Raw genomic sequence first — 16,274 nt, forward strand, 5'->3', positions numbered from 1 at the left:
TTGACGAGGATCAAAGACTCGTTAACGGAGTTCTGAGGTGGATTGACGAGGATCAAAGACTCGTTAACGGAGTTCTGAGGTGGATTGACGAGGATCAAAGACTCGTTAACGGAGTTCTGAGGTGGATTGACGAGGATTAAAGACTCGTTAACGGAGTTCTGAGGTGGATTGACGAGGATCAAAGACTCGTTAACGAGTGCTATTTATACTAATTCGTTAACTTATACTTACTGACCCCTGCTCCCCCATGCCCAATGCCCAATGCCCCATGCCCAATCCCCAATTCCCTATGCCCAATCCCGGCTCCCCTTACCATGAAACCAGAATTTTGAGCAATACTGGTACAAGAAGGAATATTTACACAAAATCCCAAAATGAAAATTCAACCTAGTGATAAGCCTTTACTAGAGTGGGCAGGCGATAGTTTGGCAATTGGATTATTTGAAGATGCAATAGAGTTAACTGGAGAACTGGCAACTTTAGATCAAAAGTTTTCTGGGGTCTTAAAAGAACTGATTACTGAAGAAGAATTTAAAGGTAAAGCCAATAGCACTATTTTTACCCGTGTGAATGCTGGTAGCCCAGTGCGGAAATTGATTTTGGTAGGTTTAGGAAAACCAGAGGCACTAAAACTAGATACTCTGCGCCGTGCTGCTGCGGCTGTAGCCAGGGTAGGAAAAAAGCAAAAAAGCAAAATTCTCGGATTTAGCTTTCCATTGTGGAACAACGATCCCGCCGCGAGTGCCCAAGCGATCGCAGAAGGTGTGGAATTAGCGCTTTACCAAGATATTCGCTTTAAATCAGAACCAGAAGAGAAAGGATCACAAATCGAAACCGTAGATTTACTAGGTTTCGGTGGACAAGAAGCTGCCATCACCCGCGCCAATCAAATCGTTTCCGGGGTAAATTTGGCACGGCAGTTAGTGGCAGCGCCAGCCAACGCGGTAACACCAATTACTATGGCAGAAACTGCTCAAGCGATCGCGAAGGAGTACGGTTTACAAGTAGAAATTCTGGAAAAAGAAGACTGTGAAAAGCTGGGTATGGGCGCTTTTTTGGGAGTATCGCAAGGTTCCGAGTTGCCACCTAAATTCATTCACCTGACTTACAAGCCAGAAGGTACACCCAAAAAGAAACTAGCAATTATTGGTAAAGGTGTAACCTTCGATTCTGGAGGACTCAACATTAAAGGTGCTGGTAGTGGGATCGAAACCATGAAAATGGATATGGGCGGTGCAGCTGCTACTTTAGGCGCAGCAAAAGCAATTGCTCAAATTAAGCCAGATGTTGAGGTTCACTTTATCTCGGCAGTAGCTGAAAACATGATTAGCGGTCACGCCATGCACCCTGGAGATATTCTCACAGCATCAAACGGCAAAACAATCGAAGTGAACAACACCGACGCTGAAGGACGTTTAACCTTAGCAGATGCCTTGGTATATGCCGACAAATTGGGGTTAAATGCGATCGTTGATTTAGCCACACTGACTGGTGCCAACATCATTGCCTTGGGTGACGATATTGCTGGTTTGTACACTCCCGATGATGCTGTAGCCTCCCAGATTGAAAAAGCTGCCCAAACTTCAGGGGAAAAGATTTGGCGGATGCCAATGGAAGAAAAATATTTTGAAGGGTTAAAGTCTGGTATTGCGGACATGAAAAATACAGGCCCGCGTCCGGGTGGTGCAATTACTGCTGCCCTTTTCCTCAAGGAATTCGTTAAACAAACCCCTTGGGCGCACATAGATATTGCTGGCCCAGTGTGGACAGATAAAGAAAATGGCTACAACGGGGCAGGGGCAACTGGTTACGGCGTTCGGACGTTAGTTGATTGGGTGCTGGAAAGCGAGGAATAAGGAGTAGGGGACAAGGGAGCAGAGGAGCAGAGGAGCAGGAGAGAATAATTAATGCCCAATGACGCCACCTGCTCCACTTGGGGAGACCCCAAGACCGCAGTGGCTCCCCAATGCTCAATGCCCTACTCCCTACTCCAGAACAATTCGTGCTATCTTGAGCTTGCCAGCAAAAATTGTTGCAATAGTAACAGAATTAATTTGGCGGTCAGAAAATTAAGCTTTTTCGACAAAGCCATCTGGTAAAATTTGTAAGGTTTCTAGAAGCTGTGAGCAATGGGATCGACTCGTGTACGGATCGCAATTGACGCAATGGGAGGGGATCATGCACCCGGTGAAATCGTTGCTGGCGCATTGCGAGCAAGAGAAGAATTGGGTGTAGATATATTTTTGGTTGGCGATCCCCAACAAATAGAAGCTGCCTTGCCATCAAAAACAAATTTAGGGCAGGTAGAGATCGTGAATGCTGAAGAAGCGATCGCTATGGATGAGGAGCCTTTAAATGCAGTTAGACGCAAACGCAAGGCTTCTATAAATGTGGCGATGGATTTAGTCAAGCAGCAAAAGGCAGATGCCGTATTTTCTGCGGGTCACTCTGGAGCCGCTATGGCATCAGCTTTGCTCCGCTTAGGAAGATTGCCAGGAATTGATCGCCCAGCCATCGGGACAGTTTTTCCGACAATTATTGCTGGTAAGCCAGTGCTAGTACTTGATGTTGGCGCAAATGTAGATTGTCGCCCCAAGTTTTTAGAGCAGTTTGGCGTTATGGGATCGGCTTACAGTCAGTATGTCTTGGGTACAGCTGAACCGAAGGTGGGTTTGCTGAATATCGGTGAAGAAGACTCTAAGGGAAATGATGCAGCCGTCCGCGCCCACCAACTGCTACGCGAAAATTCCCAAATTAATTTTATTGGCAATGCTGAAGGGCGTGATGTGCTTTCCGGTCGCTTTGATGTGATTGTCTGCGATGGCTTTGTAGGCAATGTATTGTTAAAATTTGCCGAAGCCGTCGGAGAAGTGATTCTACAAATTCTGCGGGAAGAATTACCCCAAGGATTGCACGGTCAAATCGGTTCAGCACTCTTAAAACCCAACTTGAAGCGGATTAAGCAGCGAATGGATCACGCAGAACATGGTGGTGCTTTACTGCTAGGCGTGGCAGGAGTCTGTTTTATCGGTCACGGTAGCTCCCAAGCACCTTCAATTTTTAATGCAATTCGCATGGCAAAAGAAGCTGTTGACAATCAGGTGATACAACGAATTCAGTCCCAATATATCCTAGAGCGCGAGAGCGGTTAGTCATTGGTCATTAGTCACTTGTACTGAGCGTAGTCGAAGTATTGGTCATTAGTCATTGGTCATTAGTCACTTGTACTGAGCGTAGTCGAAGTATTGGTCATTTGTAAAGGACAACTGACAAGGGACAAAGGACAACTGACAACTGACAAGGGACAAAGGACAAAAGACCCTGCGGGTTCGCCAGTTGCTCATGGGGGAAACCCCTAAGACCGCACTGGCTCACAAAGGACAAAAAGCTGATAGCTTGGGAGATTAGGAGTGCAAAACTTAGGCGTAGCAATTATTGGAAGCGGCTCGGCAGTACCAGCAACTTCCCTACACAACCAGACATTGAGTGAACTAGTTGAAACATCAGATGAGTGGATCGCTACAAGAACGGGAATTCGTCAACGTCGATTAGCTCTGCCATCTGAGTCCTTGAGTGTACTCGCTACTGCCGCCAGCAGTCAGGCGATCGCCGCTTCAGGAATTAAAGCAGAAGACCTAGACCTGATTCTGCTGGCGACTTCCACCCCTGATGATTTGTTTGGTAGTGCTTGTCATGTACAGGCGCAATTGGGAGCCACCAACGCAGTAGCCTTTGACTTGACCGCTGCCTGCTCCGGCTTTGTGTTTGGTTTGGTTACAGCAGCCCAATACATTAGAACCGGTGTCTATAGAAACGTACTGTTGATAGGAGCAGATATCCTCTCTCGCTGGGTAGATTGGGAAGATCGGCGGACTTGTATATTATTTGGTGATGGTGCCGGGGCAGTTGTATTACAAGCTGCCAAAAGCGATCGCTTATTAGGATTTGCACTTAAAAGTGATGGTACTCAAAACCATTACCTCAACCTTGCTTATGCAGGTACTTCCCAAGAACTGCTGACTGATATAAATATCACCAAAGGCACTTACCAACCGATTACGATGAACGGCAAAGAAGTCTACCGCTTTGCTGTCCAAAAAGTGCCAGAAATAATTGATAAAGCCTTGTTTCAAGCCAACATCAGCGTTGACCAGATAGATTGGCTGATATTGCATCAAGCCAATCAGCGGATTATCGATGCCGTTGCTCAACGCCTGAATATCCCAGAACATAAAGTTATCAGTAATCTCGCCCACTATGGCAATACCTCAGCTGCTTCCATCCCCTTAGCTTTAGATGAAGCAGTACGACAAGGTAAAATTAAACCCAATGACATCGTTGCTACATCCGGCTTTGGTGCCGGTCTTACCTGGGGCGCGGCAATCTTTCAATGGGGAAGATAATATATTGTCCTACCCTGCGGGTACTCCGTTGGAGAACTCGAAGAGTAGCCGCTGGCGCGTCTATGTCATTAGTCATTTGTCCTTTGTTATTCACTAATGACCAATACTTCGACTACGCTCAGTACAAGTGACAAATGACCAATGACCACTGACTATTGACTATTGACAAATGACAAAAACTGCATGGGTGTTTCCCGGACAAGGTTCCCAAACGCTGGGGATGGGAATGGAATTATTAGATATACCGTCTGCTAAAGACAAGCTTGCCAAAGCTGAGGATATTTTGGGCTGGTCTGTAACTGAAATTTGTCAAACTCAAGAAGAGAAGTTATCACAGACGCTGTATACTCAGCCAAGTCTTTATGTGGTCGAAAGCATTCTTGCTGACCTGCTTCGAGAGCGAGGACACCAGCCAGATTTAGTTGCTGGTCACAGTTTGGGAGAATATACTGCTCTTTATATAGCGGGTGTCTTTGAGTGGTCGGCTGGTTTATATCTGGTGAAGCGTCGTGCAGAACTTATGGATAGTTCCGTTAATGGTATGATGGCAGCTTTGATGAACTTTGACCGCGAACAGTTAGAAAAAGTCATTTCCCAAACGCCTGATGTGGTAATAGCAAATGATAATAGTTCGGCTCAGGTGGTAATTTCAGGTACGACTGAGGCTGTACAAGCGGTGATGACTCAAGTTAAAGCAAAGCGTGCAGTTCCCCTAAAAGTTTCTGGAGCATTTCATTCACATTTAATAGCACCAGTAGCAGCGGAATTCCAAGACATTTTAGAATCTGTGGAATTCCAACCCGCGATTGTGCCAGTGCTGTCTAATGTAGAACCAATTCCCTCTATTGATGCCGAGATTTTAAAGCAACGCCTGAATAAACAAATGACTGGTTCTGTAAGATGGCGAGAAATTTGTCTGCAATTACCAGCTAACGGTATCGAGCGAGTAATGGAAATTGGTCCTGGTAAAGTATTAACTGGCTTGATTAAACGTAATAGCCCTGATTTAATTTTACAAAATATCCAGAGGGCTACTGATTTACCTGTTTAATTCCTTTATAAATTAATTTCAATTACAAATTCTGTACCCTTACCCAGAACAGAGTTAAAACTCAATTTACCGTTGTGGGTTTCTTCGACGATTTGACGAGCGATCGCTAATCCTAATCCCGTGCCTTTACCCACGCCTTTCGTAGTAAATAAATGATCAAAAATCTTCTGTTTGACCTCAGAAGTCATCCCATTTGCATTATCAGCAATAGCAATTTTTACACCTTCGTTTTCTACTGAGGTTTTAATTATAATTTGGTTGAGATTGGTCTTTATTTCTTCAAAGCTTCGCCCCATATTCGATTCTTCTAACGCATCAATAGCATTTGCCAAAATATTCATAAATACCTGATTCAATTGTCCAGGAAAACAATGGATTTTAGGTAAATTACTATACTCAGTTATTACCTCAATTGCTGGACGTTGTTCATTAGCTTTCAGGCGATGTTTGAGAATTAAAATCGTACTATCGATACCTTCATGGATATTAAACGGTACTTTGTAATCCTTATCAGCACGGGAAAAAGTGCGGAGACTAGTGCTGATATTTTTCAGGCGATCGCACGCCATCACCATTGAATCAATAATCTTGGGTAAGTCTTCTAAGCTATAATTCAAGTCAATTTGTTGGGCATGGTCGATAATTTCATCACCTGGATTGGGGAAACTTTCTTGATAGAGTTTTAAGTGTTCAACAATATCTGCAAGGCTGGGTTTAGCCTGTTGAAGGCTAGCAGAAATAAAGCCCAAAGGATTATTCATTTCATGAGCTACCCCAGCAACTAAATTACCCAATGCAGACATTTTCTCACTTTGGACAACTTGTAATTGGGCTTGTTGTAAGTCTTCTAATGCTTGCCCGGCTTGTTGATAAAGTTGAGCATTTTCTAGAGATATTGCCGCTTGAGAAGAAAGGAGATTAATAACGCTGAGGCGATCGCTGGTAAACACTCCTGGAATCAGTTTATTTTCTAAGTAAATAATCCCTACTAAATGTCCTTGATTAATAATCGGTGTACATAATACACTCTGGGGTTTTATTCGGTACATATATTCTCCAATTACACCAGGAATATCTGTTTGCAAGTTATCAATCACAACTGTTTGTTGGGTATTTTTGACGTAATTGATAATTGTTGTGGGAATATCTTGACAAGTATCGAGTGCTTGTGAATTAATAATGGTTTGTATGTCAATATGAGAATTTAATCCATGATTAATAAAGGTAATTGCCCTAACTTGCCAAGTATCTTCTTGAGGAAGAATTAGTACAGATTTTTTCGCGCCAGAGTTTTCTAAGATAATCCGAGTCAGACTGGTAATGAGTTGATCTATTTCCAGAGAACTGGAGATAGCTTGAGCGGCTTTGAGGACAGAGGTAAAATCCAGAACATTGGAAATACCAGTACTGCCCACAGTCGAAGTGTGAGGTGATGAGGAAGTTCCATGCAAGGCAATAGTTTCTAAGGGGTTGAAGTTGATTCGTTGGTGTTGCAGAATGGGTTGGAGCAGTTTAGGATAGCGTTTTTCTAAGTCATCAGTTTTGGCTTTTGCTCCCCAGCGAGCATAGCAGTAGTATGCTTCTTGCATATATGCTTGGGCGACTTTTTCTTTACCCCAGTCGAGGTAGAATTTGGCTGCGAGTTCGTTGCTCAGTCCTTCTTCTTGGATGTAGCCGTTTTCTTGAGCAAGAGAAATGGCGCGATCGTATAATTCTATTGCTTCAGTTTTTTGTCCTAATATCCGAAAGCTTTCAGCTTCTACCAAGTTATATTTGTGTGCATAATTCTGTGGCGCACTCTCTGCCCATTTTTTTAGCTTCTTATGAGCTTCCATTACTCGCTCAATAATTAATTTTTGCTCAGTTATTGAGCAGTCTTTATATAAGGCTAAATTAGTCAAAGATTCATAAAAATAAAAGGTTGGAATTAGCACTAATCCAGTCACACTGGTTAAATATTTCTCTACAACACCTGCATTTTTTAATGCTTCTTGATAGTTGCCAAAGAGATAACATAATAGTAGTTTACAAAAATGAAGCTGACAAATAATACTAGTTTGATTGGCAGCTTGATGCAGAGGTAACATTGTGACTTCATCATAAATTTCGCCAATTAAAAAACAAGGTTTATCTGACATTCCCAACAAATTCAAAACTGATTGATAATAGATGCTATTGAAATTAAAATAGGTGGTTTGCTTAAACTGATGCATAATTGTGCCATAGTTTCCCATAGCTTGCGCTAATTCCTCTAATCCATGACCACTCAAATAAGCATATCTGCCAAAAACATAGGCAGACATCACAGCATATTCAATATCTCCAGTTTCTAAACCACTCGTATAGGCTTGCAAAAGAGGATTTAAAGTGTCTTTAACAGGCGATTTCCAATGTCGAATAAAACAATTCACTGCAAATAGAGTTTTTGACTTCAGCTTAAAAGCATTTAAACGGTCAACCAACACTAATGCCATTTCCCCAAATTCATATCCTGTATCAATTTCTCCTAGAACACCGCAGAGTATAAGTCCGTAGCTAGCATAAGCATAGGTAGATTCTGGAGCATTACCATAGAGGATTGACAGTTGAACTTGTTTAAAGATAATTATTCGAAACAATGCAGGATTTGCTTGATAGGCCGCTGACATAATACTCGACAAAATTTGCATTGCTGCCAGAATATTCTCGTCAGTCATTTTTGGCAGTTCTAGTAAATCTATCGCTGGTTTATCTGCCAAAAAACGTTTTGTTTGTTCCAGTTCACACTCAATATCAGTTTGATTGACTTGTTGAGGCAGTTCCACTCCTATTGATTGAAGAACAGTCAGTGCAATTTGCAAAGCATTCTTGTGCTGTGCCTGTGCCATGTAAGCTTGAATTTTGACATTGTAGATAGGAATTTGTTCGAGGAGGGTTTTTGCTTGTTGTATAACGACAGTTGCATAGCTTTCCATGCGTTCAAAGTTACCACTAAGACAAAGTACTTCTGTAATGGATTGATAGAGTAATAGTGTTAGCTCGTACTGGCTATACCAACTCTCATGAGGTAAAAGTTCTAAACCTATTGTTAAATATTCAACTGCTAATGTATAAGCAGTTGCCAATTGTGCTTTCCTACCTGCTTTTAAATTCAATTTAACGAGTTTTTCTCGTTGAATCGGATCAATAATCAGTATTAATGCAATATTTAACTGATTAACAATTTCAAAAAGTTTTTCTTCTTTTTGGATTTCAGGTGTATTTTGAAGTAATAGTTTGCCTATTTGCAGATGGGTAGCTTTTTTCTGTTCTTCAGGGATAAGAGAGTATGCAGCTTCTTGGACGCGATCGTGTAAAAATTTATAGTTAACAATTTCAGAACTTTCTTCAACAATAGCTTGATTTTCCTCACCAAGATAAAATTTATATACTTCACTAGTAGGTAAAATTAAACCTTCATGCAATGCATTCCACAAATTAGTTGCAGTTTCTACTTGCGATTGTTCTGAAACAACTGACAATGTTTTCAAATCAAACTGATTTCCAATACAAGCAGCTAATTTCAAAACATCTTGAGTTGGTTGTGATAGCTTTCTCAATTGCAATACCATGAATTCAACTACATCATTTGTGACTGCTTGCTGATTAATTTGTGTGATATCACATTGCCAGCAGCCCTCTGTAAAGTCAAATTTAATTAGCCCATCCTGGTATAATGATTTAATAAATTGAGTATCAAAAAATGGATTACCAGAAGTTTTTTGATAGACTATCTGTGAAATTGGTAATGCTAAATCTTCTGAACATTTAAGCGTTGCAGCAATTAATTGATTCACATCCCCTTGACTTAATGGCGCTAAAGTAATTGTATTAATAGTTGCTGCTGTTTTTTGCATCTCACTGACAGTCAATATCAATGGATGTACTGGGTTGACTTCATTATCTCGATAAGCACCAATTAATAAAAGATATTTGGTATCAGCTATTAATAACTGCATTAATTTCAGTGATGCCAAATCAACCCACTGCAAATCATCTAAAAATATTACTAATGGATGTTTAACGCTAGTAAAAACTTGAGTGAATTTTTGAAATAATAAATTAAATCTATTTTGTGATGCGGTTCCTGATAATTCTATGGCTGGCGTTTGTTTACCAATAATTCTTTCTAATTCGGGAATTACTTCAATAATTACTTGTCCATTTTCACCTAAAGCTTCTAAAATTTTACTTTTCCATTGCTGAATTTGAGCATCACTTTCTGTTAACAATTGACACATTAAATTTCGGAATGCTTGTACAAAGGCGATCAAGGGAACATTCCGTTGAAATTGGTCATATTTCCCTTTGATAAAATAACCGCGTTGGCGCACAATCGGTTTATGAACTTCGTTAACAACGGCAGTTTTACCAATGCCTGAAGAACCAGCTACCAGAATCATTTCAGTTGCACCTTTGCTAACTCTTTCAAATGCTTCAAGGAGGGCGGTTATTTCGGCTTCTCGTCCATATAATTTGTCGGTAATAATAAAGCGATCGCACATATCACTTTGGGCAATTTCAAAGTTATCAATTATGCCAGTTTCTTTTAGCTGATGTAAACATTTTTCTAAATCAAATTTCAGTCCTAATGCACTCTGATAGCGTTCTTCAGCATTTTTCGCCATCAATTTTATCACAATATCAGACAACGCTTGTGGAATCTCTTCACTTTTGACTTCCCGCAGGGATAGTGGAAGTTTTGCAATATGACAATGTACCAACTCCATCGGATCGTTGGATTGAAAGGGTAATTCACCTGTAAGCAACTCGTAGAAAGTTACACCTAAAGAATAAAAATCAGTTCGGTAGTCAATCCCGCGATTCATTCTTCCTGTTTGTTCTGGAGAAATATAAGCGAGTGTCCCTTCTAACACATTGGGACTGATGAGCGTTTGAGTTTCCCGTGGCAGTAAAGATGCAATACTAAAGTCAATCAGCTTAACCTGTTGAGTTTCTGGATTAATTAAAATATTGGCGGGTTTGATATCTTTATGAATAATCCTTTCGCAGTAGAGTATATCTAAGGTATTGCACAGTGCGATCGCAATTCCTAAAAACTCTTGTAGAAAAGTGATATGTCGCGTCTGCTCAGAGGTGAAATAATCTTTAAGAGAAATCCCGCCAAAATCTTCCATTACCAACGCATAGCCATTTTGATACGGTTCCAAGCTGTAGGTTTGGATGATTAGAGGTGAGTTGAGATTTTTAGCTATGGTGTACTGATTACGAAACGATAAGAGTTCGCTGAAACTCGGATAAGGATTTTTCAGCAATTTAATCACTACAGGTTTTTGATCAGTTTCTCGATAACCGCGATAAACCAGGGTTCGAGAACCGTTGTAGATTTGTTCGCTAATCTTGTATCCAGGAATACTGACTGTAGTGATAAACATACTGCTAAATTATAAAGATTTCTAGATTTAGTGTTCCCAGATGGGTGAAGTAATTCATATCTATAGCTTTTTTGCGTTTGATCTGGGTGTTGCGATCGCTTATGCTAAATTCAGTTTGATTTGTATTATCTTCTGTGGACAAAAACCGCGAACCGTTGATCAGTCTGGCACTTTACCACGCCTTTAAATGGTCAGTCGTCAGCCCCATGCTTCACGCTTACTTTCGGGGCCAGATTTATGGTGCGGAAAATGTCCCCCAATCAGGGCCTCTATTAGTAGTAAGTAATCACGCTAGTTACTTTGATCCGCCGATTGTCTCTAATTGTGTACGTCGTCCAGTGGCATACATGGCTAAGGAAGAGTTATTTAATATTCCCATTTTGGCGCAAGCGATTAAATTGTATGGTGCTTACCCAGTGAGTCGGGGAAATACCGATCGCAATGCCATCCGTTCTGCCCTAGAATATCTCGATAAAGGTTGGGCTGTCGGTGTTTTCTTGCAAGGTACTCGCACCCCAGATGGTCGAATTACAGACCCCAAAAGAGGCGCATTGCTGCTGGCGGCGAAAGCAAAAGCCCCAATATTGCCGGTGAGTGTCTGGGGTAGTGAAGGGATTTTACAAAAAGGAGCGTCCCTACCTAGCGCAGTTCCCATAACTGTCAGAATTGGTAACTTGATTGATGCTCCTAGTTCCAGTAATAAAGAGGAATTGGAAGGTTTGACACAAAAGTGTGCCACAGTAATAAACGAGATGCATGATTTAGGAAGATGAGTTAGACAAGCTCAGATATATGCTTTAGGGAGGTAGCGATCGCTATTAGGTTGATCTAATCTTAAAATCAATTCACTCTAGCAATTAGCTAAGGGATTTACAACAAATAAATTATCAATCTTGTTGGGTGGGTAACTATCTCACCCTACACAATTAGCCTTTTTTGGTCTTCATTACGAATTACGTAGCTTGCTTCTCGCCTTTGGCGAGTATTACGAATTATTATGAGCGGCTTTGAAGCCAAGAATTTTTGGGAGCGATTAAATAATCTGGCATTAGTTCGCTTTTTGCTTTTAGTTGCTTCTGGCTGGGCAATTGTACAACTTTTAGCTTATTTTGAATCGGTCATTGTTATTTTTACATTTGCGGCAATTTTAGCTTTTTTACTCAGTTATCCTGTACAAGGGCTGCGGCGTTTTTTGCCCCACGGTATGGCTGTTGGTGTCGTTTTCTTGCTCAGTATTGTGATTATAGGCGGTCTGATAATTACTGTGAGCTTAACGGTTTTATCTCAAGGACAACAATTAATTAATAGTATCACTGCATTTGTAAATTCTTTAGTACCTTTATTAGAGGGATTAGAAGGATTTTTGCGTAACCGTAATTTACAGATAGATTTAAGTTTTATTGAAGAACAATTGCGGAATCAAGCTGTATCAACTCTTGTGACTAGTTTAGCTATTTTACAAGGGTTTATGACGAACTTTGTAACTTTTGTCCTAATTGCCGTTGTAGCTTTTTTCATGCTATTAGATGGAGATAAACTGTGGAATTTTATTTTAAAAATAGTACCAAAACAGCGCCGTAATAGATTTACAAATATAATCAGAAAGTCTTTTTTAGGATTTTTTAGAGGTCAGTTGCTATTAAGCGCATTTTTAACAATTTCGACGTTCCTGGTTTTTTTAATATTAAAAGTGCCTTTTGCTTTGATATTGTCAATAATAGTCGGAATTGTTGATATCATTCCTGGCATAGGTGCGACATTAGGAGTAAGCACAGTTACTCTATTTGTGTTGTCTCAAGGTGTTTGGTTAGCAGTGAAAGTATTAATAGCTTGTATCGTCCTCCAGCAGATACAAGATAACTTAATTGCGCCCAGAATTATGCAAGGTGCGCTAAATCTGAATCCTGTAGTGGTGTTTTTTGCTTTACTAGTAGGGGCTAGAGTTGCAGGATTATTAGGTGTTTTTATATCTATTCCTATCGCTGGAGTAATTGTATCTTTATTTGAAATTGATGAAATGAAATCTGAAGTTTAGTCATTTGTCATTGGTCATTTGTCAGGAACTCGGAACTAGTGAATAATGTAAAAATAGCCATTTACAAATAAACATTGGGAAATAATGTCGGATTTAAGAGCGGAATTAACAGAAATTTTGGATGAGGCAGAGTGGGAATGGTTAATTCCTCATGTACAACGAGATGCAGTAATTTTGGTGGCGCTTGAGCTAGACTTGGTGGATGTTGGAGTAGCGATCGCCAGTGATAACATTCCATCAGTGGAACAGTGGATTGATAAACAATTGATTACCAAACCCACACCAGTACAGGTGGGAGAATGGAATGGCCATCGCAGTAAGCGATTTAATACTCTCATCGTTCAGCCTTACGTTCTAGCCCAAGAAATAGTTGCTGCCTAATTCGTTTCTGTGTTGTTTTCGATGGCAGTTAGTATCGGGGTTTTTTCTCAGAAAAGATAGTTTAATGTGCCACTTACTACTTGGCTATTGCCACGGACTAGCTGGCTGATTGAATTAAAGCAAAATTTTCTCCTTTAAGATTTATCCATCTAGGAGCTAGAATTGTTACCATAATTTCAGATTAGATGTTGAAACCTTGATCCAATCTGAAACCTTAGAATTATTAGAATGGCATCGCCTTTGCCAGCACCTTGCTACCTTTGCGGCAACTAAGCTGGGGGCGACAGCTGCGCGTCATCTGAAAATACCTGATTCTCAGACCCAAAGCGAACAGTTATTAGAGCAAACCAAAGAAATCTACCAACTAGAAAGTCGCCTGACCACGGGACTGTCATTTGAAGGAATTCAAGATATTGGTGATTCCCTAGAACGAGCAGAACGCAGTGGAGTTTTGGCAGGGGAAGAACTGTTAGCGATCGCCACCACCCTCGCTGGTGCCAGAAATTTGCGCCGTGTAATCGACAATCAAGAAAATTTGCCGATATTGACTGATTTGGTTGCCGATTTGCGGACTTATCCAGAACTAGAACAGGAAATTCACCGCTGTATTGATGAACGGGCCCAGGTAACTGACCGCGCGAGTCAAAAACTGGGAGAAATTCGCACAGATTTGCGGCGATTACGCAGCCAAATTACTCAAAAGCTGCAAAATATCTTACAGGCAAAATCCGGCGCAGTTCAAGAACAGCTGATTACACAACGGAGCGATCGCTTTGTTATCCCTGTAAAAGCACCCCAAAAAGATGCCATCCCCGGTATAGTCCACGATACCTCTACCAGCGGTGCCACCCTGTATGTGGAACCGAATTCAGTAGTACCTCTAGGCAACCAACTGCGGCAGATTATCAGGAGAGAACAAGCCGAAGAAGAAACGATTCGCCGCATTTTGACAGAACAAGTAGCCGCAGTCAAACCAGATTTAGAGAGGTTGTTAGCGATCGCTACTACTTTGGATTTGGCAACCGCTAGATCGCGATATAGTTTCTGGCTAGGAGCGAATCCGCCGCGATTTATCCAGCGAGAAGATAGGGAAATCATTACCTTGCGGAACTTACGACATCCTCTGTTAGTGTGGCAACAACAGCACGAACAAGGGCAACCAGTAATTCCTGTAAATTTGCTGATTAGTCCGCAAATTCGGGTAGTAACGATTACGGGGCCTAATACTGGCGGTAAAACTGTAACCTTAAAAACTTTGGGGTTAGCAGCATTAATGGCCAAAGTGGGTTTATTTGTCCCCGCCCGCGAACCAGTAGAAATACCTTGGTTTGATAAAGTACTGGCAGATATTGGCGATGAACAATCCTTACAGCAAAGTTTATCCACATTCTCTGGACACATCCGCCGAATTAGTCGGATTTTAGAAGCATTGGGGGATGAGGGGGATGAGGGAGATGAGGGAGATGGGGGACAATCCAATGCCCTATGCCCCATGCCCAATTCCCTAGTTTTACTTGATGAAGTCGGCGCCGGAACCGATCCAGTAGAAGGTAGTGCTTTAGCGATCGCCTTGTTGCAATATCTCGCCAACCATGCCCAGCTAACAATCGCCACCACTCACTTCGGCGAACTAAAAGCCCTGAAATACGAAGACGATCGGTTTGAAAATGCCTCTGTAGAATTTGACGAAAGTACTTTGTCGCCTACTTACCGTCTGCTCTGGGGCATCCCCGGACGTTCTAACGCCCTGACAATTGCCCTGCGCTTGGGATTAAAACCAGAAGTTGTACAACAGGCAAAAACCCAAGTTGGAGAAGCCACAGATGAAGTTAACCAGGTAATTGCTGGCTTAGAAGCGCAACGCCGCCGCCAAGAAACCAAAGCTGCGGAAGCCCAAGTTTTGTTGCAGCAAGCGGAACGTTTATATAAAGAAGTATCTGCAAAAGCCGCAAGTTTGGAGGAAAGGGAAAGCAGTTTGCGGGCTTCACAGGAAGTAGCAGTGCAACAAGCGATCGCTCAGGCAAAAGGTGAAATTGCCCAAGTTATCCGCCGCTTGCAGAAAGGTACGCCTACGGCCCAAGAAGCCCAGCAAGCAACTAATGCTTTGAATCAAATTGGCCAGCAATATCAGCCAGTAACGCCAGCAAAACCAAAAGTTGGGTTTATGCCCAAAATAGGCGATCGCATCCGCGTTCCCAAACTGGGACAGACAGCGGAAGTAATCACCGCCCCTGATGAAGATGGCGAATTAAGCGTTCGCTTTGGGCTAATGAAGATGACTGTGAAGTTGGAAGACGTAGAATCTCTAGATGGTCAAAAAGCCGAACTAGTAGTCAAATCCAAACCAGCCCCAGCAGCAGTAACCCCGCCACCGCAAAATGTCCCAGAAATTCGGACTTCCCGAAATACCATCGATTTGCGTGGTAAACGGGTGGCTGATGCCGAATACATTTTAGATAAAGCCATCTCGGAAGCTACAGGCCCAGTCTGGATTATTCACGGCTATGGCACTGGTAAACTACGACAAGGAGTTCACGCCTTTTTGCAACACCATTCCAGAGTGAACAACTACGAACCAGCAGAACAAGCAGATGGCGGCAGTGGTGTTACCGTTGCTCATATAAAATAAAGTAGCAATAAATGTAACTATAGCGGTTCTCAATTGCATTCAAACGAGAACTGCTATATTTCATCACCCAAAGTTAGGATGAAGCAGAAGTTACAGAATAAAAACAGTATGAAGACCAAGATTTTACCTTTCATTGCAGCTTTTAGCTTTTTTACTAATAGCCGAGTTTATGCTGAGTATATAGGTGCAGCAAATATCTCAGAAGTAATCCTAAATGATTTATGAGAAAACACCATATTCATGCAGTTTAGGAAAGTCAAAAACTTGACAATCAATTGCTAATTAAAATAACCCCTAAGCATTTATTCGTTGTCTTATTTTGCGTTCTCTGCGTCCTTGACAGTTCGTTAAAAAAATTGAC

The 16,274-nt window shown here is 41.6% G+C and carries 9 protein-coding genes and 1 pseudogene; 8 read left to right on the forward strand and 2 right to left on the reverse strand.

From position 1 onward, the window contains the following. Positions 1 to 182 (reverse strand): annotated as a pseudogene (locus tag V7L12_RS21435) (hypothetical protein); the annotation flags it as partial. A gap of 192 nt (positions 183 to 374) precedes the next feature. Here V7L12_RS21435 and V7L12_RS21440 point away from each other — a divergent pair. The 4 genes from V7L12_RS21440 to fabD all read left to right on the forward strand — a co-directional run bounded on the left by V7L12_RS21440 (position 375) and on the right by fabD (position 5,454). Next, complete coding sequence (locus V7L12_RS21440) at positions 375 to 1,856, forward strand: leucyl aminopeptidase (protein ID WP_335087326.1); 1,482 nt, start codon at positions 375 to 377, stop codon at positions 1,854 to 1,856. A 273-nt stretch (positions 1,857 to 2,129) separates the two neighbouring features. Beyond that, positions 2,130 to 3,152: a phosphate acyltransferase PlsX gene (gene plsX / locus V7L12_RS21445; protein ID WP_334816648.1), complete on the forward strand. Its 1,023-nt coding sequence runs from the start codon at positions 2,130 to 2,132 to the stop codon at positions 3,150 to 3,152. 258 nt (positions 3,153 to 3,410) lie between these two features. After that, entirely contained in the window at positions 3,411 to 4,403 is a 993-nt protein-coding gene (locus tag V7L12_RS21450) for a beta-ketoacyl-ACP synthase 3 (protein ID WP_335087328.1), read from the forward strand. A 169-nt stretch (positions 4,404 to 4,572) separates the two neighbouring features. Continuing rightward, on the forward strand, positions 4,573 to 5,454 hold the full coding sequence (gene fabD / locus V7L12_RS21455) for an ACP S-malonyltransferase (RefSeq protein ID WP_335087330.1): 882 nt from the start codon (positions 4,573 to 4,575) through the stop codon (positions 5,452 to 5,454). Between the two features lie 5 nt (positions 5,455 to 5,459). On the opposite strand, the gene V7L12_RS21460 is transcribed toward fabD, so the two are convergent. Further along, a complete protein-coding gene (locus V7L12_RS21460) occupies positions 5,460 to 10,868 on the reverse strand; it encodes an ATP-binding sensor histidine kinase (protein ID WP_335087332.1) in 5,409 nt (1,802 codons plus the stop codon). Between the two features lie 134 nt (positions 10,869 to 11,002). On the opposite strand from V7L12_RS21460, the gene V7L12_RS21465 reads away from it, so the two are divergent. The 4 genes from V7L12_RS21465 (at position 11,003) to V7L12_RS21480 (ending at position 15,913) form a co-directional block, all read left to right on the forward strand. Further along, positions 11,003 to 11,641: a lysophospholipid acyltransferase family protein gene (locus V7L12_RS21465; protein WP_335087333.1), complete on the forward strand. Its 639-nt coding sequence runs from the start codon at positions 11,003 to 11,005 to the stop codon at positions 11,639 to 11,641. Between the two features lie 224 nt (positions 11,642 to 11,865). After that, entirely contained in the window at positions 11,866 to 12,903 is a 1,038-nt protein-coding gene (locus V7L12_RS21470) for an AI-2E family transporter (protein WP_335087335.1), read from the forward strand. Positions 12,904 to 12,987: 84 nt separating this feature from the next. Next, entirely contained in the window at positions 12,988 to 13,284 is a 297-nt protein-coding gene (locus V7L12_RS21475; RefSeq protein ID WP_335087337.1) for a DUF2288 domain-containing protein, read from the forward strand. A 196-nt stretch (positions 13,285 to 13,480) separates the two neighbouring features. Next, positions 13,481 to 15,913, forward strand: a complete 2,433-nt coding sequence (locus V7L12_RS21480; RefSeq protein WP_335087339.1) for an endonuclease MutS2 — start codon at positions 13,481 to 13,483, stop codon at positions 15,911 to 15,913. Positions 15,914 to 16,274 lie beyond the last annotated feature (361 nt).

The organism is Nostoc sp. (assembly GCF_036918245.1).
In the GTDB taxonomy this organism is placed as follows: domain Bacteria; phylum Cyanobacteriota; class Cyanobacteriia; order Cyanobacteriales; family Nostocaceae; genus Nostoc.